We start from the raw sequence: 19,565 nt of genomic DNA, 5'->3' as shown, positions 1-19,565 counted from the left end.
TGTTCAGGTGTCCGGCGTCCGGGCATCCGGCGAGCAGGCACAGCAGGCACAGCAGGCACAGCAGGGCAGGGTTCCAGTCACCGTCCGGGGCGAGCACATCGTGGTCGGACCGTGGGAGACCGACGGGCAGCGCGGCTGCCAGCAGTGCGCCCTGGCCTGGTGGTCCGACGTGTCGCCGCACACCGCGGGTGGCGAGGAACCGCACCTGCCCGAGATGTGGCGGGACGTCGTGGCGGGCCTGGTGGACGAGTTCGCCGCCCCGACCGGCGCCGACCCGGCTGCCCGCCGCCTGCTCGTTCTCAGCACGCGCACCGGCGAGGTCACCCGGCACCGGTTCGCGGTGCATCCGGACTGCGCGCGCTGTTCCGGGCTGCCGGCCGACGGGGCAGCGCCCTCGGCCGTCGATGCGACTCCCCTCGACCTGACCACGCCGCAGCCTTCCGTCGCCGGACCGCTGCGCACCCGCCGCATCCATCGCGAGCACCTCCGCGAGCGCCTGCTGGACTTCCGCTTCGGCCCGGTGGCGCACACCTACCGCGACGAGGAGTCGCCGCTGGCGCTGGTGACGTGCGAGACGGTGGTCCCGGGCCGGGCCGCGCGCGAGGGTGGGTACGGCCGGTCGGCCGACTTCGCCGGCAGCGAGCTGCCGGGCTTCCTGGAGGGCGTGGAGCGGGTGCGGGGCGGGTACCGGCGGCCGGACCGGTCCGTGGTGGTGGCGTCCTACGACCAGGTCGCCGGGCAGGCCGTCGACCCGCGGACCCTGGGCGAGCACGACCCCGTCCCGGCAGCGAGGGAACCGGCCGCCGGGACGCCGGACCGCGCGGCGGTCGGACGGACGCCGCACGAGCAGCCACAGCGCCCGCACGGGTTCGTGCCGTACGACCCGGGGGCCGAGACGTCGTGGGTGTGGGCGTGGTCGACGCTGCGGCGGTCACCGGTGCTCGTGCCCGAGCACGTCGCCTTCTGGCACGAGACCGGCACGGGGGCGCGGTTCTTCTACGAGTCGTCCAACGGCTGCGCCGTCGGGGGGACGCTGGAGGAGGCCGCCCTGCACGGACTGTGCGAGGTGATCGAACGGGACGCGTTCCTGCTGGCGTGGTACTCCCGCTCCCGGTTGCGCGAGGTGGTGCTCGACCTGCAGGACCCGGGGCTCGCGGACCTGGCTCCCGCGGTGGACCTGCTCGCGGAGCGTGGTCTGCGGCTGCGGGTCCTCGACCTCACGTCCGACTTCGGCGTGCCGGTCGCGCTGGCGATGATCACGGCACCTCAGGACGCCGTGCGCGCCGGGCTGGCACCGGCGATGTCGTTGGCCTCCGGTGCCGGCCTGGACGGACGCGCGGCGATCCGGACCGCGGTCGAGGAGTGCCTCACGAACGCCGTCATGTACCCGAAGTGGGTCCGGATGCGGGCCGACGTATCGGTCGAGCGGTGCCGGCCCATGCTGGACGACTACTCGCTGGTGCGGACCCTCGAGGACCACACGGGGATGCACGGCCTGTGGGAGGCGCGCGGCCTGTGGGAGTTCCTCGACCGGCCGGCCGGGACGATCAGTGTGGCCGAGTTCGCCGACGCAGGGCCGGGGCTGCTGGACGACGTCGCCACCACCCTGTCGGTGCTGACCGAGCGCGCGCATGCGCTCGGCTGCGACGTCGTCGTGGTGGACCAGACGGGGCCGGACGATGCCGCCGAGCTCGGTGTGCACGCAGCCAAGGTGATCGTGCCGGGCGCGATGCCGATGACGTTCGGGCACCTCAACCGGCGCACGGTGGGGCTGCCTCGCCTGGGCCGTGCCTCGACGATCCTGAGAGGAGCACAGCCGTGGACGACCGAGACCGGTCCGTACACCGTGCCGCACCCGTTCCCGTGAGCCCCGTTGCCGTGGCAGGCGTGCTGTACGCGCAGACGTACGGCAAGGCGGTGGGCCCTGTGCCCACCCTGCTGGCCGACCGGGCGAGCACGCCCCGCCAGGTTCCGACCGAACCGCCGCCTGCCACGGCCCTGGCCGCGCTGCGTGCCACCCGGGCCGGCACGGTGCTGGGACCCGGCTGGTCGGAGCGGGAGCGGTGGACCGCGGCCGCGCTGGAAGCGGTTCGGGTCCGGCGCCTCACCCCGGTCGACCGGTACGTCGCCCACCGCGCCTACCCCTCGCCGCGCGGCCTGTTCGGCGCGGACGCCCACCTCGTCCTGGCCGACGGCGTCCGCACCGCGGACGCGTACGCCGTGGCACTCGGCGTCCCGGCGCGCCCCGCGGACGCCCCCGGAGCAGACGGTGCGGACGCCCCCGGTGCCGACCGTGCCGAGGCCGGCTGGACCACGGCGGACGCACCGCACCTGCTCGTCACCGCACACCCGGAGCGGTTCCCGACCCCCTACGGATCGCTGCGCCCCGCGCTGGCCGAGCTGGAGGCCGGGCACCTGACCGCGGTGCTCGCGCTGACGGCACACCGGGCAGGGCTGCCGGTCGAGGTCAGGCTGGGCCCGGCGCCCGCCGGGTCCGGCACCAGGGCGCGCTCCCATGACGCCGGGCCGGGCGTCGTGGCGACGCTCCGGGCACGGCCGGGCACCGGCGGGCAGGTAGGGCAGGCGGTCTGGGTCGGCCCCGGCGACGTGGCCCGGCTCGACGCCCTCGTGGCCCCCGGCGAGCCGCTGACCGACTGGCTCGACCGTCGTTCGAGCGGTTCCTCGTTCGACAACCTGGTGACCATCGCCCCGACCCCCGAGGCGGACGCCGTGGCCGTGGATGCGGCGCTGCGCGCCGCCCTGGAGGCGGCGGCCCGGCTGGCCCCGCCGGGCGGGCTGCGACTGTTCCGGCACCGGCTGGCCGACGGTTCCCTGGCCCGGAGTGAGGTGCTGCCCGCCGACGGCGCGCCGTTCGAGGGACCGGCGGGCACCCTGTTCTCCGCGCCGCTGGGCTGGAGCCTGGTCGCGGACGTGTCCGCGTGGACCGCCGCACACGCCGCCGCCGCGCCCGCCCGGCTGCACGCGGTGCTCGGGTTCGTCGCGCAGTGGGGTGCGCTGGCTGCCGCGGCCCGGCACGTCGCCCTGCGCCCTGCCCGCAACCACGACGACGCGGCGTGGGCCGCCGCTCTGCGCCTGCCGCTCGGGCACGTGGTGGCCTACCAGCTCTGGGCCCGTCCGCTGCCCGACGGCGGCACGCCGCTGTCGCCGCTCGGGATGGCGGTCTCATGAGCGAGCCCACGCGCTGGTCGACGCTCTACGTCTACCTGCACCGGACGCCGTCGGCCGTCGACCGGTTCCTCCTGGACGTCGTCGGGCCCGAGGCCGCGGCCCTCGTCGCCACGGGCGAGGCGACCGCCTGGCACTTCCTGCGCTACTGGACCGGCGGCCCGCACCTTCGTGTACGGCTGCGGGACGCGTCGGCGGCGACGGTCAAGGACCTCGCGGACCGGCTGCGCGAGGCCTGCGCGGCACCCTGCCCGCCGGGTGACCGAGTCGACCTCGACCCTGCCGCGTACGGGGCGGTCTTCACCGCGGCGGACCCCGAGCCGTGGCACGCCGACGGCGACGTCGTCGAGGCGGCCTACGTCCCCGAGACCGACCGGTACGGCGGTCCGGAGGCGCTCGCGCTCTGCGAGGAACAGTTCGGCGTCTCCTCCGACCTCGCCCTCGCCCTCCTGCGGGCCACGCCCGCGGCGGACACCCGCCGTGCCGTCGCGGTCGACCTCATGCTCCTGGCCCTGGACGCGCTCGACCTCGATCCGCTGACGGCGGTCCGTGCGGCACGCGGCTACTTCGCGGGGTGGGACTTCACGTCGGAGTCGCCGTCCGACGGAGCCTCGGCCCGGGCTGCCGCCGAGGCCGTCTACTGGGCCGCACCCGCCCGCTGGGACGCGCGGCCCGCCCTGGTGAGCGCCGCGGCCTCCGGCCCCCGCTCCACCCACCAGGTCTGGTCCGGCTCCCTGCGCCCGCTCGTGGCCCGGCTGCGCACCCTGGCCGACGACGGCGCGCTGCGCAACGCACCCGAGCGCATCGTCTGGTCACTGGTGCACATGATGAACAACCGGCTGGGCCTGAGCGTCTGGGACGAGCGGTTCGCCGCCTGGCTGGTCTCGCTGGCGACCGGTGCGTTCCCCCAGCGGGGCGCGGGCTTTTTCGACGACGGGCCGACGGCGGCCGACCGGACCTACCTGGAGTTGTCGAAGTACCGGTCGGTGGCGATCCGGGGCGAGCAGCTCCCGCACGGCGCGGCGGCGGCCCCGGTGCGGGACGCCCGTGCCGGGCAGGGCGCCGGTGCCGCGGGAGCCGTGGCTCGGGCGGTGGCCCCACGGTCGCTGGCCGGGGCACTGGCGGGGCGCCGCAGCGCCTACGGCGCCTATGGCGCCCTGTCCCGCGTGGACCTGGAGGCATGGCTCGACGCCGCGCTCTCCGGCCCCGCCTACCCGAGCGCCGGTGCCCTCCGGGCCGTCGAGGCACACGTGCTGGTCGCCGAGGTCGAAGGCCTACCGCAAGGCGCCTACCGGTTCCGCCCGGGCGGAACCGGCGCGCGGCACACCTCGGCGTCGGCCCGGCCGGATGACGGGGCAGCGGGCCCCCCGCCCCAGGACAGCATGCTCGAGCAGGTGGACGGGCTGGACGTCTCCTTCCCGGACCTGTCTCCGCTGGTGGGCCCCATGGCCGACGACCCCGCCGCGAGCCTGGAGGCGCGCGTGCTGCCTGCCGCGGTGGTGCTGGTGGCCGACATCGGGCGGCTGCGGGAGAAGTACGGCCTGCGGGCGCTGCGCCTCGCGCTGCTGGAGGCAGGGCACATGGCGCAGAACCTCGGCCTGTGCGCGGCTGACCGGGGCCTGGCCTCCGTGCACCTCGGCGCGTTCACCGATGACGCCGTCAACGCCCGGCTGCACCTGGACGGCGTGGACCGGTGCGCGGTGGCACTGCTCCCGGTGGGGCGAGACGGACAGACCAGAAGTTCCTGACACAATACCCGAGAGCTGTGCCGGACAACCGGGAGGAAGCCCATGAGCGAGCTGACGAACGACCAGGACAAGAACGACCAGAACGGGCCGGTCCAGGATGCACCGGGCGGGACCGGCACACCGGACCGGTGGGCGCCGGGCCAGGACCGTGGCGCCAACCGGAACGGGACGGCGGGAGCGCTGCCCAACGCGCTCGGGATCGGCGCGCCGGTGCTGGGTCTGGGGATCGGGATGGCGTTCGGCCAGCCCGCCATCGGCGTGCTGATCGGCGCGGGCGTCGGCATGGTCCTGCGAGCCCTGGCGGGGCGAGACCGCGGCTGACCCGCCACCCGTCGAACCACGGACGGCGGGTCAGCCGGGCCCGCCGGCGGTCTTCAGCCCGCCGGGACGTAGAGCGACAGCGCGTGTGCGACCAGCGCAGGCTTCTCGGACCCCTCGATCTCGACGGTGACCTTCGAGGCGAGCCGCACGCCGGCCGTCGTCGGCTCGGCCGAGAGGATCTCGGTGACGGCCCGCACGCGCGCGCCCGACGGCACCGGGCTGAGGAACCGCAGCCGGTCCATGCCGTAGTTCATCACCATGGCGACGCCGCCCACCTCGACGAGCGACGACGCCAGGCGCGGCAGCAGCGACAGGGTGAGGTAGCCGTGCGCGATCGTCGAGCCGAACGGCCCGGCGGCCGCCCGCTCGGCGTCGAGGTGGATCCACTGGTGGTCCTCGGTCGCGTCGGCGAACGCCGCGATGCGCTCCTGGGTGACCTCGAACCACTCGCCCGTGGCGGTCCGGCCCACGGCGTCGGCGAGGTCAGCCGGAGCGTCGACGGTGATGACGTCCGTCATGCCTTCGGGCCGCCCGCCACGTACAGCACCTGGCCCGAGACGAACCCGGACTGCTCCGCGCAGAAGAACGACACGGCGTTCGCGATGTCCTCGGGCTGGCCCACGCGCCCCACGGGCACGTCCTTGGCGGCCACGCTCAGGTAGTCGGACAGCGACACCCCGATGCGCTCGGCGGTCTCCCGGATCATGTCGGTCTCGATCACGCCGGGCGCCACGGCGTTCGCGGTGACGCCGAACTTGCCGAGCTCGATCGCCAGGGTCTTGGTGAAGCCCTGCATGCCCGCCTTGGCCGCCGAGTAGTTGGCCTGGCCGCGGTTGCCGAGCGCGGACGTCGAGGACAGGTTCACGATGCGGCCGTACTTCGCCTCCACCATGTGCGCCTGCACGGCCCGCGTCATCAGGAACGCGCCTCGCAGGTGCACGCCCAGCACGGCGTCCCAGTCGCCCACCGACATCTTGAACAGCAGGTTGTCGCGCAGGATCCCGGCGTTGTTCACCAGGACGGTGGGCGCGCCCAGCTCGGCGGTGACGCGCGCGACGGCGGCGGCGACCGAGTCCTCGTCGGCGACGTCGACGCCCACGGCGAGCGCGCGCCCGCCGTCCGCCACGATGGCCTCCGCGGTGGTCTTCGCCTGGTCCTCCAGGAGGTCCAGGACGGCGACGGCGAAGCCGTCCTGCGCGAGCCGGCGGGCCGTGGCGGCGCCGATGCCGCGGGCCGCTCCGGTGACGATGGCTGTACGAGTCATCAGGGGTTTCCTCTCGTTGCGTGAACTTCTCAGGTCAGAACATCACGAGCTGCCGCAGCGCCGCGCCGGAGGCGAGGCGGTCGAGCGCGGCGGGCAGGTCGTCCAGGGTGATGCGGTCGGACACCAGCCGCTCCAGGGGCAGCCGCCCGGCCCGCCACAGCTCCACGTAGCGCGGGATGTCGCGGCTCGGCACGGCCGACCCGAGGTAGGAGCCCACCACGGTGCGGGCCTCGGCGGTCAGGCTGAGCGGCGAGATGCTCGCCCGGGCGTCGGGGTGCGGCAGCCCCACCGTGACGGTGGTGCCGCCCGAGGCCGTGAGGGCGTAGGCGGTCTCGAAGGCGCGGGCCGAGCCCGCCGCCTCGATCACCACGGGGGCCCGCAGCCCCTGGTCGGCCGCCTCCTGCGGCCCGACGGCGAGGGTCGCGCCGAGCTCGCGCGCCAGGTCGAGCTTGGCGGGCACGGCGTCGACGCCCACGACCTCGTGCCCGAGCGCCACGGCCACCAGGAGCGCCGCCATGCCCACACCGCCGAGCCCCACGACGGCCACCCGGTCGCCCGGAGCGGGCCGGCCGGCGTTCACGACGGCGCCGCCGCCGGTCAGCACCGCGCAGCCGAGCAGCGCGGCGACGTCGGGCGGGACGTCGTGGTCCACGGGCACCACGGAGGTCTCGGAGACCACGGCGTGGGTCGCGAACGCGCTCACCCCGAGGTGGTGGTGCACCTCCTGGCCCTCACGTGTCAGCCGCCGCCCACCCCCCACGAGGGTGCCGGCCGCGTTGGCCGCCGACCCCACCGCGCACGGCAGCCGCCCGTCGGTCGCGCACTGCGCGCACTGCCCGCAACGCGGCAGGAACGTCATGACCACCCGCTGCCCGACGGCGAGGCGCGCACCCGGGCCGGTCGCCTCCACGATGCCGGCGGCCTCGTGGCCGAGCAGCATCGGCACCGGCCGGGCGCGGTTGCCGTCCACGACCGACAGGTCGGAGTGGCACAGCCCCGCGGCCTCGATCCGCACCCGCACCTCGCCGTCGCCCGGCGGGGCGAGCTCCAGCGGCCCGACCGTGACCGGCCGGGACTGCGCATAGGGCGCCGGCGCGCCGCAGCGCTCCAGCACCGCACCCGTGATCAGCACGCCTGCTCCCTTCAGAGCTTCTCCAGCACCATCGCCATGCCCTGCCCGCCGCCCACGCACATCGTCTCCAGACCGTACTGGCCGCCGGTGTCCGCGAGCGCGTTGATCAGGGTGGAGGTGATGCGCGCCCCGGTCATCCCGAACGGGTGCCCGACGGCGATGGCGCCGCCGTTGACGTTCAGCCGTTCCTCGTCCACGCCGAGCTCGCGCGCCGACGGGATCACCTGCGCGGCGAACGCCTCGTTGATCTCCACGAGGTCCATGTCGTCGACCGTGAGCCCGGCGCGGCGCAGCGCCTGCCGGCTGGCGTCGACGGGGCCGAGCCCCATGATCTCCGGGGACAGCCCGCTCACCCCCGTGGACACGATGCGAGCCAGCGGCGTCAGGCCGAGCTCGTCGACCACGCGCCCGGAGACGATGACGACCGCGGCCGCGCCGTCGTTCAGGGGGCAGGCGTTGCCCGCCGTGACGCTGCCGTCGGGGCGGAACACCGGCTCCAGCGTGCCGAGCTTCTCCACGGTGGTGCCCGGCCGCGGGCCGTCGTCGGCGGAGACGACCGTGCCGTCGGGCAGGGTGACGGGCGTGATGTCCCGGGCCCAGAAGCCCGCCGCGATGGCGGCCTGCGCACGCTGCTGGCTGCGGGCGGCGAACTCGTCCTGCTCGGCGCGCGTGACGCCGCGCAGCGCGGCGACGTTCTCCGCCGTCTGGCCCATGGAGATGTACGCGTCCGGGAGCACGCCCTCCAGCCGCGGGTCGGTCCACAGCCCCGCGCCGGCCCCCGCGCGCTTCTCGGTGCGGGCCAGGGCGTCGGCGAAGACCGGGTTGTGCAGGTCCACGCCCGGGATGTCGTCGCTCGACCCGGTGGCGAACGAGCTGACGGACTCCACGCCCGCGGAGACGAAGACGCCGCCCTCGCCCGCCTTGATCGCGTGGAACGCCATGCGTGTGGTCTGCAGGCTGGAGCTGCAGTAGCGCGTGACGGTCGCGCCGGGCACGGTGTCCCAGCCGCACAGCACCGCGACGATGCGCGCCAGGTTCATGCCCTGCTTGCCGCCCGGCAGGCCGCAGCCCAGCAGCAGGTCGTCGATCCGCGCCGGGTCCAGGCCCGGCACCTGCCCGACGGCGGCGCGCACCATCTCGGCGGCGAGGTCGTCGGGGCGCACGTCCTTCAGCGACCCCTTGTGCGCGCGCCCGATGGGCGAGCGCGCGGTGGCGACGATGTAGGCCTCGGTCATTGCTCCTCCTTGAGCGGGGTGGGCGGCACGGACCGGCTCAGACGAACGCCGCGTGACCGGTGATCGCGCGGCCCACGATGAGCTGGTTCATGTCCTTGGTGCCCTCGAACGTGTACACGGCCTCGGCGTCGGCGAAGAACCGGGCCACGCCGTGGTCGAGCGTGATGCCGTTGCCGCCGCAGGCCTCACGGCACAGCGCAACCGTCTCACGCATGCGCGTGGTGACGAACGCCTTGGCCATCGCGGCGTGGGCGTCCTTCTGGATGCCCTGGTCCTGGAGCTGGGCCACGCGCACGCACATGGCGAAGCTCGCGGTCACGTTCGCGTACGCCGTGGCGAGCTTGTCCTGGATGAGCTGGTAGCTGGCGATGGGGTTGCCGAACTGCTCGCGCTGCTTGGTGTAGGCCACGGCGGCCTCGTAGGCGCCGATCATCGTGCCGAGCGCCTGCCAGGAGACGCCGTCGCGCGTGATCCGCAGCACCGCGGCCAGGTCGCGGAAGCTGTTGATGTGCTGCAGGCGGTCGGCCTCGGCCACCTCGACGCCGTCGAGCACGATGTCGGCGTTCTGCACGATGCGCAGGGACTGCTTCCGCTCGATCTTGGTGGCGGTGAAGCCGGGTGTGCCCTTGCGCACCAGGAAGCCCTTGACCTGGTCGTCGGCCGTGTCCTTGGCCCAGATCACCACGACGTCGGCGAACGTGGCGTTGCCGATCCAGCGCTTGGCGCCGTTCAGCACCCAGGTGTCGCCCGTGCGGGTGGCGGTGGTGCGCAGGCCCTTGGCGGTGTCGGAGCCGGCCAGGGGCTCGGTGAGCCCGAACGCGCCGATCACGTCGCCGGCCGCCATGGGCGGCAGCCACTGCGCACGCTGTTCGGGCGTGCCGCCCAGCCCGATCGAGGTCATCGCCAGGCCGCCGGAGACCCCGATGAAGGTGCAGAACGAGGAGTCGACGCGCGCCGTCTCCATGCCCACCCAGCCGCGGAACACGGCCGAGGTCTCCTCGCCCTGCGTCTCGGCCCAGCCCGACCCGATGGTGCCGAGCTGCGCGTAGGGCTTGAACAGGTGCACGGGGCACTCGGCGCGCTCCCAGTAGTCGTCCGCGATGGGACGCACCTCGCGCTCCATGAACTCGCGGACGGCCAGGGCCTTCTTCTGCTCGGCCGGGGTGAGCAGGTCCTGGAACGCGTAGAAGTCCGCCTCCAGCAGGTCCGTGGCGGGTGGCTCGGGTGCGAGCGTCATCGGTTCTCCGATCGTCGTCGATCTGGCTGATGTCCAGTATGCATCATTCTCGAATATGTTGCACCCACCCCTCGGTGCGGCGCTACGCTGGCTCGATGGGCTATCGGCACCCCTTCCCGCTGCGCTGGAACGACAACGACCAGTACGGGCACATGAACAACACCGTGTACTACGAGGCCATGGACACGGCGGTGAACACCTGGCTCATCAAGCACACCGGCCTGGACCCCGCGGGTGACGTGATCGGGCTCGCCCGCGCCTCCTCGTGCGAGTTCCTCGCCCCGGCGTCGTTCCCCGAGGAGCTGGAGGTCGACGTCGCCGTCGGGCGCCTCGGGCGCACCTCGCTCACCTGGGACCTGGCGATCCTGCGCGCGGGCGCGCCCGACCGCGCACAGGCGTACGCGACGGGCAGCTTCACGCACGTCTTCGTGGACCAGGCGGCCCGCCGCCCGGTCCCGGTCCCGGACGTGATCCGCACAGCCGTGGAGCGGCACCTGGGCGTCACCCCTCCCGAGCCGGCTCCGGGGCCGAGTGCCGGGCCGTCAGCTCGCGCTTGAGCACCTTGCCGCTCGGGCCGAGCGGCAGGTCGGCGGACACGTGCACCACCCGCGGGTACTTGTACGCCGCCACGTGCTCGCGCATGTAGGCGACGACGGCCTCCGGGTCCACCTCCACGCCGTCGGACGGCACGACGGCGGCGTGCACCTCCTGCCCGCGCGCGGCGTCGGGCACCCCGAACACCGCGGCCAGCGCGACACCCGGGTAGCCGGCCAGCACCGCCTCGACCTCCGTGGGATACACGTTGTAGCCGTTGCGGATGATCATGTCCTTCTTGCGGTCCACGATCGTCACGATGCCGTCCGCGTCCACGGTGCCGAGGTCGCCGGTGCGGAACCAGCCGTCCACGACGGCGGCCGCCGAGGCGTCCGGCCGCCCCAGGTAGCCCTTCATCAGGTTGTGCCCGCGCACCACGATCTCGCCCAGGTCGCTCACCTCGCCCGCCGCCGGGGCGGGCAGCAGCTCGACCCGGTCCTCCACCTCGGCCACGGCCACCGCGACGTCGACGCCCCACATGGGCCGTCCCACGGTGCCGGGCCGGATGGGCTCGGACGTCACGTTGAAGGTGCACGACGGCGACGTCTCGGTGAGCCCGTATCCCTCGTGCACCTGCGCGCCGTACGCCTCCTCGAACGCCTCCAGCAGCGCCACCGGCAGGGCCGCCCCGCCGGAGACGGCGAACCGCAGCGGGGGGCGCGCCGCCGACCGGCGGGCCGCCTCGACCATGCCCGCGAAGTTGGTCGGCACCGCCGTGAACACGGTCGCGCCGTGCGCCACCAGCAGCTCAAGAGCCTCGTCCGGGTCGAACCGGGGCAGCAGCACGATGGACGCGCCGCGCCGGAACGCCATGTTGAGCACCGCCATCTGGCCGAACGAGTGGAAGAACGGCAGGCCGCCGTACACCACGTCGTCGGGCCGCAGGTCGAACGAGTCGATCAGCGAGCAGTGCACCTGCTCGACCATCGCCAGGTGCGAGCCCACCGCGCCCTTCGGGGTGCCCGTGGTGCCGCTCGTGTACAGGATCGTGGCCGCGGCCAGGGGGTTCACGCCCGCGTGCCGCTCGATCGGGGTGGCCCCGGCCGCCTCCTCCTCCAGCCGGGCCACCGGGGTGCCCCGTTCCGCGAGCCCGCGGGCGGCCTCCTGCGGCAGCAGCACGGTCAGCAGCGGCACGCCGGCCCGGGCGGCCGCCGGCGCGGCCTCCGCGAGCATCGGGGCGGCGACCACCACGACGTCGGCCCCCGCGTCCCGCAGCACGAACTCGATCTCGTCGGTGCGGAACAGCAGGTGCACCGGCACCACCACGGCGCCGAGCGCGAGCGTGGCGTAGTAGACGCGCGCGAAGTCGGGCACGTTCGGCACGATCATCGCCACGCGCGATCCCGGCCCGATCCCCCGGGCCGCGAGCGCCCCGGCATACGCGCGGGTCTGGCCCCAGAGGTCGCCGTAGGTGGTGGCCTGCCCCAGGAAGTACAGCGCGTTGCGCCCGGGGAACCGGCGGGCGGTCTCGGCCAGCATGCTCGCGATGGAGAGGGTGCCGTAGCCCGGTCCGTCGACGGCGAGGTCGGGGGCGGCCGGGGTGGGCGCGGCGGGCGCGTGGGTCATGTCGGGTCTCCTTCGACGGTCGACGGTTCGGGGGCGACGCGCACCAGGTAGGGCGCGCGACGGCGGAGCTCGGCCCGGCCGAGGGAGGCGAGGTGCACCTCGTCGGGCCCGTCCGCCAGGCGCAGGGTGCGCACGCCGGCGAGCAGCTCGGCCAGGGGGTGGTCGCCGGAGACCCCGGCGGCACCGAACACCTGGACGGCGCGGTCCAGGATCTGTCCGACGGCGCGGGGTACCGCGATCTTGATGGCCTGGATCTCGGTCATGGCGGCCTTGTTGCCGACGGTGTCCATGAGCCAGGCGGTCTTGAGCACGAGCAGGCGCAGCGACTCGATCTCGATGCGCGAGGTGGCGGCCCACTCGCGCACCACGCCCTGGTCGGCCAGCGGCCCGCCGAACGCGACCCGCTCGGCGGCACGCTCGCGCACCAGGTCCAGCGCCCGCTCGGCCGTGCCGAGGGCACGCATGCAGTGGTGGATGCGGCCGGGCCCGAGGCGGGCCTGGGCCATGGCGAACCCGTCGCCCTCGCCGCCCAGCAGGGCGGTGGCGGGCACGCGGACGTCGTCGAACACGATCTCGGCGTGGCCGCCGTGGTCGCGGTCGTCGTAGCCCAGCACGGTCAGGCCCCGCAGCACGGTGACGCCGGGGGTGTCGCGGGGCACGAGCACCATGGACTGCTGTCGGTGCCGGGGCGCCTCCGGGTCCGTCTTGCCCATCACGACCAGCAGCCCGCAGTCCGGGTTCATGGCGCCGGTGGCGAACCACTTGCGGCCCGTGATCACGTACTCGTCGCCCTCGCGCACGATGCGGGTGGCGATGTTCGTGGCGTCCGACGACGCGACGTCGGGCTCGGTCATGCAGAACGCCGACCGCTGGGTGCCGTCCAGCAGCGGGTCGAGCCACCGCTCGCGCTGCCCGGGCGTGGCGAAGTCGGCGAGCAGCTCCATGTTGCCGGTGTCGGGCGCCGCGCAGTTCATGGCGACGGGCGCGAGCCTGGGGCTGTACCCGGTCAGCTCGGCCACGGGGGCGTACTGCAGGTTGGTCAGGCCGCCGTCCGACGGCAGGAACAGGTTCCACAGGCCGCGCTCGCGGGCCGTGGCCTGCAGGTGGCGGACGACGGGCCGGAACGACCAGTCGTCGGGGGTGGCCGCGAGCTGCGCGGCGAGCACGGGCTCGGCGGGCAGCACGTCGTCCGCCAGGAAGTCCCGGACCCGCCCGGTGACCTCCCGGGTCGTCTGGTCGGGTGCGAAGTCCATCAGGCTCCTCCTGCTGTCGTGGTGGCGGTCCGGGGCGGGGTGTCGGCGAGCCGGTCCAGCCCTTCGACGGCCAGCGGTTCCACGAGCTCCCCGATCCTGTCGAACCCGTCGCCGACGGTCTGGCCACCGGTGAACCGGAAGTGGATGCCCTCGAGGATGACCGCGAGCTTGAAGCAGGCGAACGCCCGGTACCAGGACAGGTCGGGTACGGCGATCCCGGCGCGGGCGGCATAGGCGTCGATCACCTCGCCGAAGTCCGGGTAGCCGGCGCCGGGCAGGATCGCCCCGGGCACGACGTCGACGCCCGACGTCGTGGTCAGCTCCCGGATGTGCCAGTACATGCCGAGCATGCCGAGGTCCACGAGCGGGTCGCCGAGCGTCGCCATCTCCCAGTCCAGCACCGCCGCGACGTGCGGGGCGTCGGGCGGCCCGGCCACCAGCGCGTTGTCGAGCCGGTAGTCGCCGTGCACGATGCCGGTGCGGGCGCCGTCGTCGGGCACCGCGGCCTCCAGCCGCTCCTGGAGCGTGTCCAGGAGCGGCTGGGGCCGCGAGCGGGAGGCGTCGTACTGGCGCCGCCAGGTCTTCATCTGGCGGCCCAGGTACCCGGCGGGGCGACCGAAGTCGGCCAGCCCGACCGTCGCGGGGTCGGTCGAGTGGAGGTCCGCGAGGACCTCGGCCAGCTCGACGCCGAGCCGGCCGAGCCCCTCGCGGGTCCAGGCCGCGTTGTGCTCGGGGCGAGCCAGGACCGTGCCTGCCACGTGCTCCATGACGAAGAACACCGTCCCCGTGACCTCGGCCCGCTCGGTGTCGTCCACCACCGCGACGGTGCGCGGCACCGGGATCGTCCCCGCCAGGGCGGTGATGACCCGGTGCTCGCGCCGCATGTCGTGCGCGCTGGACAGCACGTGCCCCAGCGGCGGGCGCCGTACCACGAGCGGCAGCGCGGCGCCGTCGACCCGGTAGGTGAGGTTGCTGCGCCCGCCGGTGATCAGGCTCGCGGTCAGGCCGGGCCCGGCGGGGTCCGCCAGCTCCGGGTGCTCCCGGGCCAGCCAGGTGGCCAGGCCCGTGACGTCCAGACCGGGTAGTTCGTGCGTCATGGTTCCCCTCTCGTGCGCCCGAGGTCCTCGTGCGCGATGTTTCTGGTGCCCCCTGCTTCCCGCAAGGTCATTCGGTCGCCGGGATGCCCTCGTTCTCGAGCGGCGTCTGCTCCGGCTCGACGGGAGCGGCGCCCGTCTCGGAGACCTCGTAGGCGTCGTCGGTGAAGTCCTGCACGCCGTCGGCCACGACGGCGATCCGGACGGTGCGGTGCCCGAAGTGGTCGTCCGCGGAGTAGGTCAGCGGCGCGATGCCGTTGCCCACGAGGTCACCGGACTTCACCGCCGCCACTATCGACTCCCTCGTCGGGTTCTCGCCGGCCGCGGCCAGCGCCTCGGCGAACTGGTAGCCCACACTCATGCCGAACGTGGTGTTGCCCGTGTAGGGCGCGCCGTCGTTGTACTCCTCGTTGATCTCGGAGAAGAGCTCGTACCACTCCGACGACGGGCTGTTGGGCAGGTAGTTGACCGAGACCAGACCCTCCAGCGCCGGCGTGCCCTCCTCACCGAGGTACTCCACGAGCGTCGGGTAGTCGGCGCCCGACGAGGACACGTGCCACTTCGGGAACCACTCCATCTGCGCGGCGGTGCCCACGGCCAGCGCCGTGAACCCGTTGATGGTGCCAAGCACGTTGTGCGTGCAGCCGGCCTCCTTCATGGCGCCGAGCTGCGCCGTGACATCCTGGTCGGCGGTGGAGTAGGTCTGGTTGGTCGCCACCTCGCCGTCACCCACCACGAGCTCGACGCCCTGCAGGATGCCCGCGCCGAAGTCGTCGTCCTGGCCCAGCACGCAGACGACGGCGTCCGGGTCGGTGTCCAGCGCGTGCTGCGCCAGCGCCGCACCCTCCGTCACGTAGTCGGCGTTGAAGCCGAACGTGTTCGGGTACTTGTCCGGCTGGTTCCACGTCAGGGAGCCGGAGGCGACGAACAGGTCCGGCACGCCGTTCTGGTCGAGGTAGTCGAGCACGCTGGAGTGCGTGGGCGTGCCCAGGCCGTTGACGATCGCGAAGACCTCGTCCTCCTGGACCAGCTCGCGCACGACCGTCTGGGTGTTGGCGGGGTTGTAGCCGTCGTCCTTGACGACGTACTCGATCTCGCGGCCATGGATGCCGCCGTTCGCGTTGACGTACTCGAAGTACGCCGCGGTGGCCGCCGAGATCGACGCGAAACCGGCAGCGGCCGGGCCCGTGAGCGGCTGGTGGGTGCCGATGACCACCTTCTCGTCGGTGACGCCCGGGACCTCGGCGGCCGCCGGGGTGGAGCAGCCGGACAGGGCTGTCGCGGCGGCCAGGCCGAGGACGGCCGCCGTGCCGACGGATCGTGTGGTGGTTCGTGTGGTGGTTCGTGTGGTGGTTCGTGTGGTGCGCATTCCGATCACCTCTCTGTGTTCTTGGAAAGCTGCGGGTTCTGGGAGAGCTGCGTGCTGCGGAAGAGCTTCTTGGTCGTGCGGAGCCGGGCCAGCCCGCCGGGCCACAGCACCGTGACGACGATGACGACCACGCCGAACAGGACGATCTCGAGGTTGCCCTGCAGGCGGTGCCCGAGGTCGGCGGGCAGCCCGGCCGTGGCCTGGTCGACCACCCAGGGCAGCAGCGTCACGAGCACCGCCCCGATGGCGGCGCCCCCGAGCGAGCCGAGCCCGCCGACCACGGCGGCGACCACGAGCAGCAGCGAGAACCCGAGCCCGTACGCCCCCGGGCTGACCTGCTGCGTGACGATCGCGAGCACCGCGCCGCCCAGGCCCGCGGCGAGCGAGCTGACCACGAACGCCCCGGCCTTGACCCGGCCGGGGTCGACGCCGGCGAGGCGGGACGCCGTCTCGTCGTCGTGCACCGCACGCATGCGCAGGCCGGCGCGCCCGGCGCGCAGGGCGACCAGGGGCGTGACCGCGCAGGCGGTCACGACGATCGCGAGCCAGGCGTGCCACTGCTCCACCGCGATGAGGGCGGCCAGCGCGTCGGGGACGGGGACGAACGGGGCGCTGATCCCCTGCGCCCCCGACAGCCCGGGGATCGTGCTCGCGGCGGACGGCAGCGCGATCACCAGGGCGAGCGTCAGGCCCGCGAGGTACGGGCCGCGCAGCCGGGCCGCCGCGAGCCCGAGGAGCAGGCCGAGCACCCCCGAGACCACGAGCGCACCGGCCACCCCGGCGAGCAGGGGCAGCAGCCAGCCGACGTCGCCGTCGGCCACCGCGCCCTCCGCCCCCGCCAGCGCGCCCGCCACCCAGGTCGCGGTCAGGGCGTATCCGTACCCGCCGGCGGCCATGAGCACCGCGTGCCCGAGGGAGAGCTGCCCGGTGAGCCCGACGAGGAGGGTGAGCCCCGCGACGGCCGCGAACACCCCGGCGGAGGTCGCGAGCTGGTAGTTGCGGTAGGGGTCGAGCAGGAAGGTGGCGCCCAGGGCCAGCAGGGTGAGCAGGCCGGCGCGCAGCAGGAGTCTCGTGCCGCGGGTCCTCAGGTCGTGGTTCCTCATGCCGCCCGCGCCTCCCTCGCCGCGAAGAGCCCGTGCGGCCGCACCAGCAGCACGACGGTGAGCAGGGCGAGCACCGCCAGCGGCGCCGTCGCGGCCGACGCGTACCCGGTCACCAGGCTCGCTAGCACCCCCACCACCAGGCCGGCGACCAACGCCCCGACGGGCGAGTCCAGCCCGCCGATGACGGCGGCGGCGAAGGCGTTGACGAACAGCACGTCGGCGGCGTGGGGGTCCAGGCCGAGCCCGGTGGGCACCAGCAGCAGGGCCGCGAGCGCCGCGGTGGCGATCGACAGCATCCAGCCGAGGGTGACCATGCGGGGCACGCGGACGCCCAGCAGCCGGGAGGTCTCGGGGGCGAAGGCGGCGGCGCGCAGCTGGAGGCCGATGGAGGTGCGGTTGAACAGGATCGCGAACCCGCACATGACGACGGCGGCCACGACCAGCACGAACAGGTCGTAGGGGCTGAGCACGTTGATCCCGGCGACCTCGAAGGGCCGCTGGGAGAACGGCGCGTGCACGGGCCGGTGGTCGGGCCCGAAGGCGATGGCGAGCCCGGCCTGGAGCACCATGACCAGGCCGATGGCCACGATGATGCCGGGCAGCGGGGTGTCCTGGGGCACGAGGCGCAGGAGCCATCGTTCGACGACGGCGCCCAGCAGCGCCCCGACGACCACCGCGGAGGCCAGCCCGAGCCAGTACGAGCCGCTGGCCGAGGTGACCGCGAACGCGACGTACACGGGCACGATCGCCATCGCGGCCTGGGCGAAGTTCACCGCCCGCGCGGCCCGGTAGACGATCACGAGCGAGAGCGCGAAGAGCGCGAGGACGGCGCCGCGCGCCAGCCCGGTCGACAGGAGGAACACGAGTCTTTCCACGGCGGGACCCATCTGGATGGCCGCCTCGGTCGCCATGTGGGAACCCATCTGAGAACCCATGTCAGAACCCGAGGTAGGCGTGGCGGAGGGCGGGGTCGGCGGCCAGCGCGGCGGCCGGGCGGTCGGCGACGACCTCCCCCAGGGACAGGACGACGCCGCGGTCGGCGACCGACAGCGCGCCGGTGACGTTCTGCTCGGCCAGGAGCACGGTGAGGCCGGTGGCCTCCGCCTGGTCGCGCAGCACGCCGAGCAGCTGGGCCACGACGAGCGGCGCCAGCCCGAGGGACGGCTCGTCGAGCAGGAGCACGTCGGGCTCGCCGACCAGGGCCCGGGCGAGCGCGAGCATCTGCCGCTCGCCGCCGGACAGGGTGTGGCCGGCGGCGTCGCGGCGTCGGGCCAGCGGTTCGAACAGCTCGTACATCCGCCCGACGGCGGCCTCGCGCGCCCCGCCCCTCCGCCCCGTCTTCCAGAGCGCGCCGAGCCGGAGGTTCTCCGCGACGGTCAGCTCGACGACCACGCTGCGTCCCTCGGGGACCAGGGCGAGGCCGCGCCGCACCCGGTCCTCGGTGCTGAGGTGCGTCAGGTCGGCGCCGTCGAGCAGCACGCGGCCGCCGCGGGCGGGCAACAGGCCGACCAGGGAGCGCAGGAGTGTCGTCTTGCCCGCGCCGTTGGCCCCGAGCAGGGCGACGACGGCGCCGTCGGGCACCTCGAGCTCGAGCCCGTCCAGGACGGGGGCGCCGTCGCCGTGGCCGACGGTGAGCTTCTCGACGGTCAGGGTGCTCATGCGCTCGGCCTCCTGGTCTCGACAGGCTCGACCGTCGATGCCGGGACCCCGAGGTAGGCCTCCTCGACGGCAGGGTCTCGCCGCACCTCGTCCGGCGTCCCGCACGCGATGACGTGCCCGAAGTCGAGCACCACCACGCGGTCGGCCACGTCCATCACGAAGTCGACGTGATGCTCCACGAGCAGCACGGCGCAGCCGCCGTCGGACACGGTGCGCACGGTCTGCGCGAGCTGGTCGATGTCGGCGGCGCCGAGCCCGCCCGCGGGCTCGTCGAGCAGCAGGAGCCGCGGCCGGGTGACCAGGGCGCGGGCCAGCGCCACGCGCTTGCGCTCGGGGTACGGCAGGGTGCCGGCCGGTACGGCGGCCGAAGCGCCCAGACCGAGGGCGCCGAGCACCTCCCGGGCGGCGTCCGCGCGGGCACCCCCGCTCGTACCGACGCTGGTGAGCGGCACCAGCACGTTCTCCAGCACGGTGAGGTGGTCGAACAGCCCCAGGCCCTGCAGGGTCCGGGAGACCCCGGCCCCCAGCAGCCCGGTGGCCGACGACGGCGCGGGCACGCCACCCACGCGGATCTCGCCCCGCCGGGTGCGCACCAGGCCGCACACGGCGTTGAAGACCGTGGTCTTGCCGGCGCCGTTGGGTCCGATGAGCGCGACGGTCTCGCCGTCGCCCACGGTGAAGGACACGTCGTCCAGGGCGGTGAGCCCGCCGAACGTCACGGTCAGCCCCGAGACCGCCAGCCGGGGCGGGCTGTCTTCCGCGTGGTCTTGCTCTGTGTTGCTCGACGTCGTCGTCATCGGCACC

General features: G+C 74.3%; 18 protein-coding genes. 5 read left to right on the top strand and 13 right to left on the bottom strand.

Annotated elements, in window-relative coordinates; all coding sequences use genetic code 11:
• Positions 1-7 precede the first annotated feature (7 nt).
• From ACIPN7_RS18540 to ACIPN7_RS18525, 4 genes are read left to right on the top strand one after another with little or no spacing between them, the layout of a single operon-like run.
• Positions 8-1,867: a TOMM precursor leader peptide-binding protein gene (locus ACIPN7_RS18540; RefSeq protein WP_400545358.1), complete on the top strand. Its 1,860-nt coding sequence runs from the start codon at positions 8-10 to the stop codon at positions 1,865-1,867.
• Between the two features lie 11 nt (positions 1,868-1,878).
• Positions 1,879-3,189, top strand: coding sequence for a hypothetical protein (locus tag ACIPN7_RS18535; protein WP_400545355.1), 1,311 nt, complete (start codon positions 1,879-1,881; stop codon positions 3,187-3,189).
• Complete coding sequence (locus ACIPN7_RS18530) at positions 3,186-4,934, top strand: thiopeptide-type bacteriocin biosynthesis protein (RefSeq protein ID WP_400545353.1); 1,749 nt, start codon at positions 3,186-3,188, stop codon at positions 4,932-4,934. The genes ACIPN7_RS18535 and ACIPN7_RS18530 overlap by 4 nt, the downstream gene beginning before the upstream one ends.
• 42 nt (positions 4,935-4,976) lie before the next feature.
• The gene (locus tag ACIPN7_RS18525; RefSeq protein ID WP_400545350.1) at positions 4,977-5,255 is read left to right on the top strand and encodes a hypothetical protein; all 279 of its coding nucleotides are present in this window, start codon (positions 4,977-4,979) and stop codon (positions 5,253-5,255) included.
• A gap of 53 nt (positions 5,256-5,308) precedes the next feature.
• On the opposite strand, the gene ACIPN7_RS18520 is transcribed toward ACIPN7_RS18525, so the two are convergent.
• Genes ACIPN7_RS18520 through ACIPN7_RS18500 form a run of 5 tightly spaced genes read right to left on the bottom strand, consistent with a single transcriptional unit; the run spans position 5,309 to position 10,123 of the window.
• A complete protein-coding gene (locus ACIPN7_RS18520) occupies positions 5,309-5,773 on the bottom strand; it encodes a MaoC family dehydratase (RefSeq protein ID WP_400545347.1) in 465 nt (154 codons plus the stop codon).
• Positions 5,770-6,519, bottom strand: a complete 750-nt coding sequence (fabG, locus tag ACIPN7_RS18515) for a 3-oxoacyl-ACP reductase FabG (protein ID WP_285106861.1) — start codon at positions 6,517-6,519, stop codon at positions 5,770-5,772. Before fabG ends, ACIPN7_RS18520 begins: the two co-directional genes overlap by 4 nt.
• 34 nt (positions 6,520-6,553) lie before the next feature.
• Entirely contained in the window at positions 6,554-7,651 is a 1,098-nt protein-coding gene (locus ACIPN7_RS18510; RefSeq protein ID WP_400545344.1) for a zinc-binding dehydrogenase, read from the bottom strand.
• An 11-nt stretch (positions 7,652-7,662) separates the two neighbouring features.
• Positions 7,663-8,886 carry an acetyl-CoA C-acetyltransferase gene (locus tag ACIPN7_RS18505; RefSeq protein WP_400545341.1) on the bottom strand — a complete coding sequence of 408 codons (1,224 nt, stop codon included), beginning with the start codon at positions 8,884-8,886 and terminating at the stop codon, positions 7,663-7,665.
• Between the two features lie 37 nt (positions 8,887-8,923).
• Complete coding sequence (locus tag ACIPN7_RS18500) at positions 8,924-10,123, bottom strand: acyl-CoA dehydrogenase family protein (RefSeq protein WP_400545338.1); 1,200 nt, start codon at positions 10,121-10,123, stop codon at positions 8,924-8,926.
• A gap of 95 nt (positions 10,124-10,218) precedes the next feature.
• Here ACIPN7_RS18500 and ACIPN7_RS18495 point away from each other — a divergent pair, with 95 nt between their 5' ends.
• On the top strand, positions 10,219-10,680 hold the full coding sequence (locus ACIPN7_RS18495; protein WP_400545335.1) for an acyl-CoA thioesterase: 462 nt from the start codon (positions 10,219-10,221) through the stop codon (positions 10,678-10,680).
• Here the strand turns inward: ACIPN7_RS18495 and ACIPN7_RS18490 are convergent.
• The 8 genes from ACIPN7_RS18490 to ACIPN7_RS18455 all read right to left on the bottom strand — a co-directional run bounded on the left by ACIPN7_RS18490 (position 10,625) and on the right by ACIPN7_RS18455 (position 19,558).
• The gene (locus ACIPN7_RS18490) at positions 10,625-12,283 is read right to left on the bottom strand and encodes an AMP-binding protein (RefSeq protein WP_400545332.1); all 1,659 of its coding nucleotides are present in this window, start codon (positions 12,281-12,283) and stop codon (positions 10,625-10,627) included. The genes ACIPN7_RS18495 and ACIPN7_RS18490 overlap by 56 nt on opposite strands.
• The gene (locus tag ACIPN7_RS18485) at positions 12,280-13,536 is read right to left on the bottom strand and encodes an acyl-CoA dehydrogenase family protein (RefSeq protein WP_400545329.1); all 1,257 of its coding nucleotides are present in this window, start codon (positions 13,534-13,536) and stop codon (positions 12,280-12,282) included. Before ACIPN7_RS18485 ends, ACIPN7_RS18490 begins: the two co-directional genes overlap by 4 nt.
• A complete protein-coding gene (locus ACIPN7_RS18480) occupies positions 13,536-14,633 on the bottom strand; it encodes a phosphotransferase family protein (RefSeq protein WP_400545326.1) in 1,098 nt (365 codons plus the stop codon). The genes ACIPN7_RS18485 and ACIPN7_RS18480 overlap by 1 nt, the downstream gene beginning before the upstream one ends.
• Before the next feature lie 67 nt (positions 14,634-14,700).
• Positions 14,701-15,999 carry an ABC transporter substrate-binding protein gene (locus tag ACIPN7_RS18475; RefSeq protein ID WP_400545323.1) on the bottom strand — a complete coding sequence of 433 codons (1,299 nt, stop codon included), beginning with the start codon at positions 15,997-15,999 and terminating at the stop codon, positions 14,701-14,703.
• A gap of 5 nt (positions 16,000-16,004) precedes the next feature.
• Positions 16,005-17,102, bottom strand: coding sequence for a branched-chain amino acid ABC transporter permease (locus tag ACIPN7_RS18470; RefSeq protein ID WP_400545320.1), 1,098 nt, complete (start codon positions 17,100-17,102; stop codon positions 16,005-16,007).
• Complete coding sequence (locus ACIPN7_RS18465) at positions 17,099-18,025, bottom strand: branched-chain amino acid ABC transporter permease (RefSeq protein WP_400545317.1); 927 nt, start codon at positions 18,023-18,025, stop codon at positions 17,099-17,101. The genes ACIPN7_RS18470 and ACIPN7_RS18465 overlap by 4 nt, the downstream gene beginning before the upstream one ends.
• Before the next feature lie 13 nt (positions 18,026-18,038).
• Positions 18,039-18,761, bottom strand: a complete 723-nt coding sequence (locus tag ACIPN7_RS18460; protein ID WP_400545315.1) for an ABC transporter ATP-binding protein — start codon at positions 18,759-18,761, stop codon at positions 18,039-18,041.
• The gene (locus tag ACIPN7_RS18455; protein ID WP_400545312.1) at positions 18,758-19,558 is read right to left on the bottom strand and encodes an ABC transporter ATP-binding protein; all 801 of its coding nucleotides are present in this window, start codon (positions 19,556-19,558) and stop codon (positions 18,758-18,760) included. Before ACIPN7_RS18455 ends, ACIPN7_RS18460 begins: the two co-directional genes overlap by 4 nt.
• Between the last annotated feature and the right edge of the window lie 7 nt (positions 19,559-19,565).

The sequence above is a fragment of the Promicromonospora sp. NPDC090134 genome, assembly GCF_044746965.1.
Classification (GTDB): Bacteria; Actinomycetota; Actinomycetes; order Actinomycetales; family Cellulomonadaceae; genus Promicromonospora.
Note: the sequence above shows the minus strand (reverse complement) of the source record. Positions and strands in the feature narration are given on the sequence as shown.

Excerpts from the sequence above, each read along its gene's own strand:
- ACIPN7_RS18530 (WP_400545353.1), top strand. The coding sequence starts at position 3,186 with ATGAGCGAGCCCACGCGCTGGTCGACGCTCTACGTCTACCTGCACCGG.
- ACIPN7_RS18525 (WP_400545350.1), top strand. The coding sequence starts at position 4,977 with ATGAGCGAGCTGACGAACGACCAGGACAAGAACGACCAGAACGGGCCG.
- ACIPN7_RS18520 (WP_400545347.1), bottom strand. The coding sequence starts at position 5,773 with ATGACGGACGTCATCACCGTCGACGCTCCGGCTGACCTCGCCGACGCC.
- fabG (WP_285106861.1), bottom strand. The coding sequence starts at position 6,519 with ATGACTCGTACAGCCATCGTCACCGGAGCGGCCCGCGGCATCGGCGCC.
- ACIPN7_RS18505 (WP_400545341.1), bottom strand. The coding sequence starts at position 8,886 with ATGACCGAGGCCTACATCGTCGCCACCGCGCGCTCGCCCATCGGGCGC.
- ACIPN7_RS18500 (WP_400545338.1), bottom strand. The coding sequence starts at position 10,123 with ATGACGCTCGCACCCGAGCCACCCGCCACGGACCTGCTGGAGGCGGAC.
- ACIPN7_RS18495 (WP_400545335.1), top strand. The coding sequence starts at position 10,219 with ATGGGCTATCGGCACCCCTTCCCGCTGCGCTGGAACGACAACGACCAG.
- ACIPN7_RS18490 (WP_400545332.1), bottom strand. The coding sequence starts at position 12,283 with ATGACCCACGCGCCCGCCGCGCCCACCCCGGCCGCCCCCGACCTCGCC.
- ACIPN7_RS18485 (WP_400545329.1), bottom strand. The coding sequence starts at position 13,536 with ATGGACTTCGCACCCGACCAGACGACCCGGGAGGTCACCGGGCGGGTC.
- ACIPN7_RS18480 (WP_400545326.1), bottom strand. The coding sequence starts at position 14,633 with ATGACGCACGAACTACCCGGTCTGGACGTCACGGGCCTGGCCACCTGG.
- ACIPN7_RS18475 (WP_400545323.1), bottom strand. The coding sequence starts at position 15,999 with ATGCGCACCACACGAACCACCACACGAACCACCACACGAACCACCACA.
- ACIPN7_RS18470 (WP_400545320.1), bottom strand. The coding sequence starts at position 17,102 with ATGAGGAACCACGACCTGAGGACCCGCGGCACGAGACTCCTGCTGCGC.
- ACIPN7_RS18465 (WP_400545317.1), bottom strand. The coding sequence starts at position 18,025 with ATGGGTTCCCACATGGCGACCGAGGCGGCCATCCAGATGGGTCCCGCC.
- ACIPN7_RS18460 (WP_400545315.1), bottom strand. The coding sequence starts at position 18,761 with ATGAGCACCCTGACCGTCGAGAAGCTCACCGTCGGCCACGGCGACGGC.
- ACIPN7_RS18455 (WP_400545312.1), bottom strand. The coding sequence starts at position 19,558 with ATGACGACGACGTCGAGCAACACAGAGCAAGACCACGCGGAAGACAGC.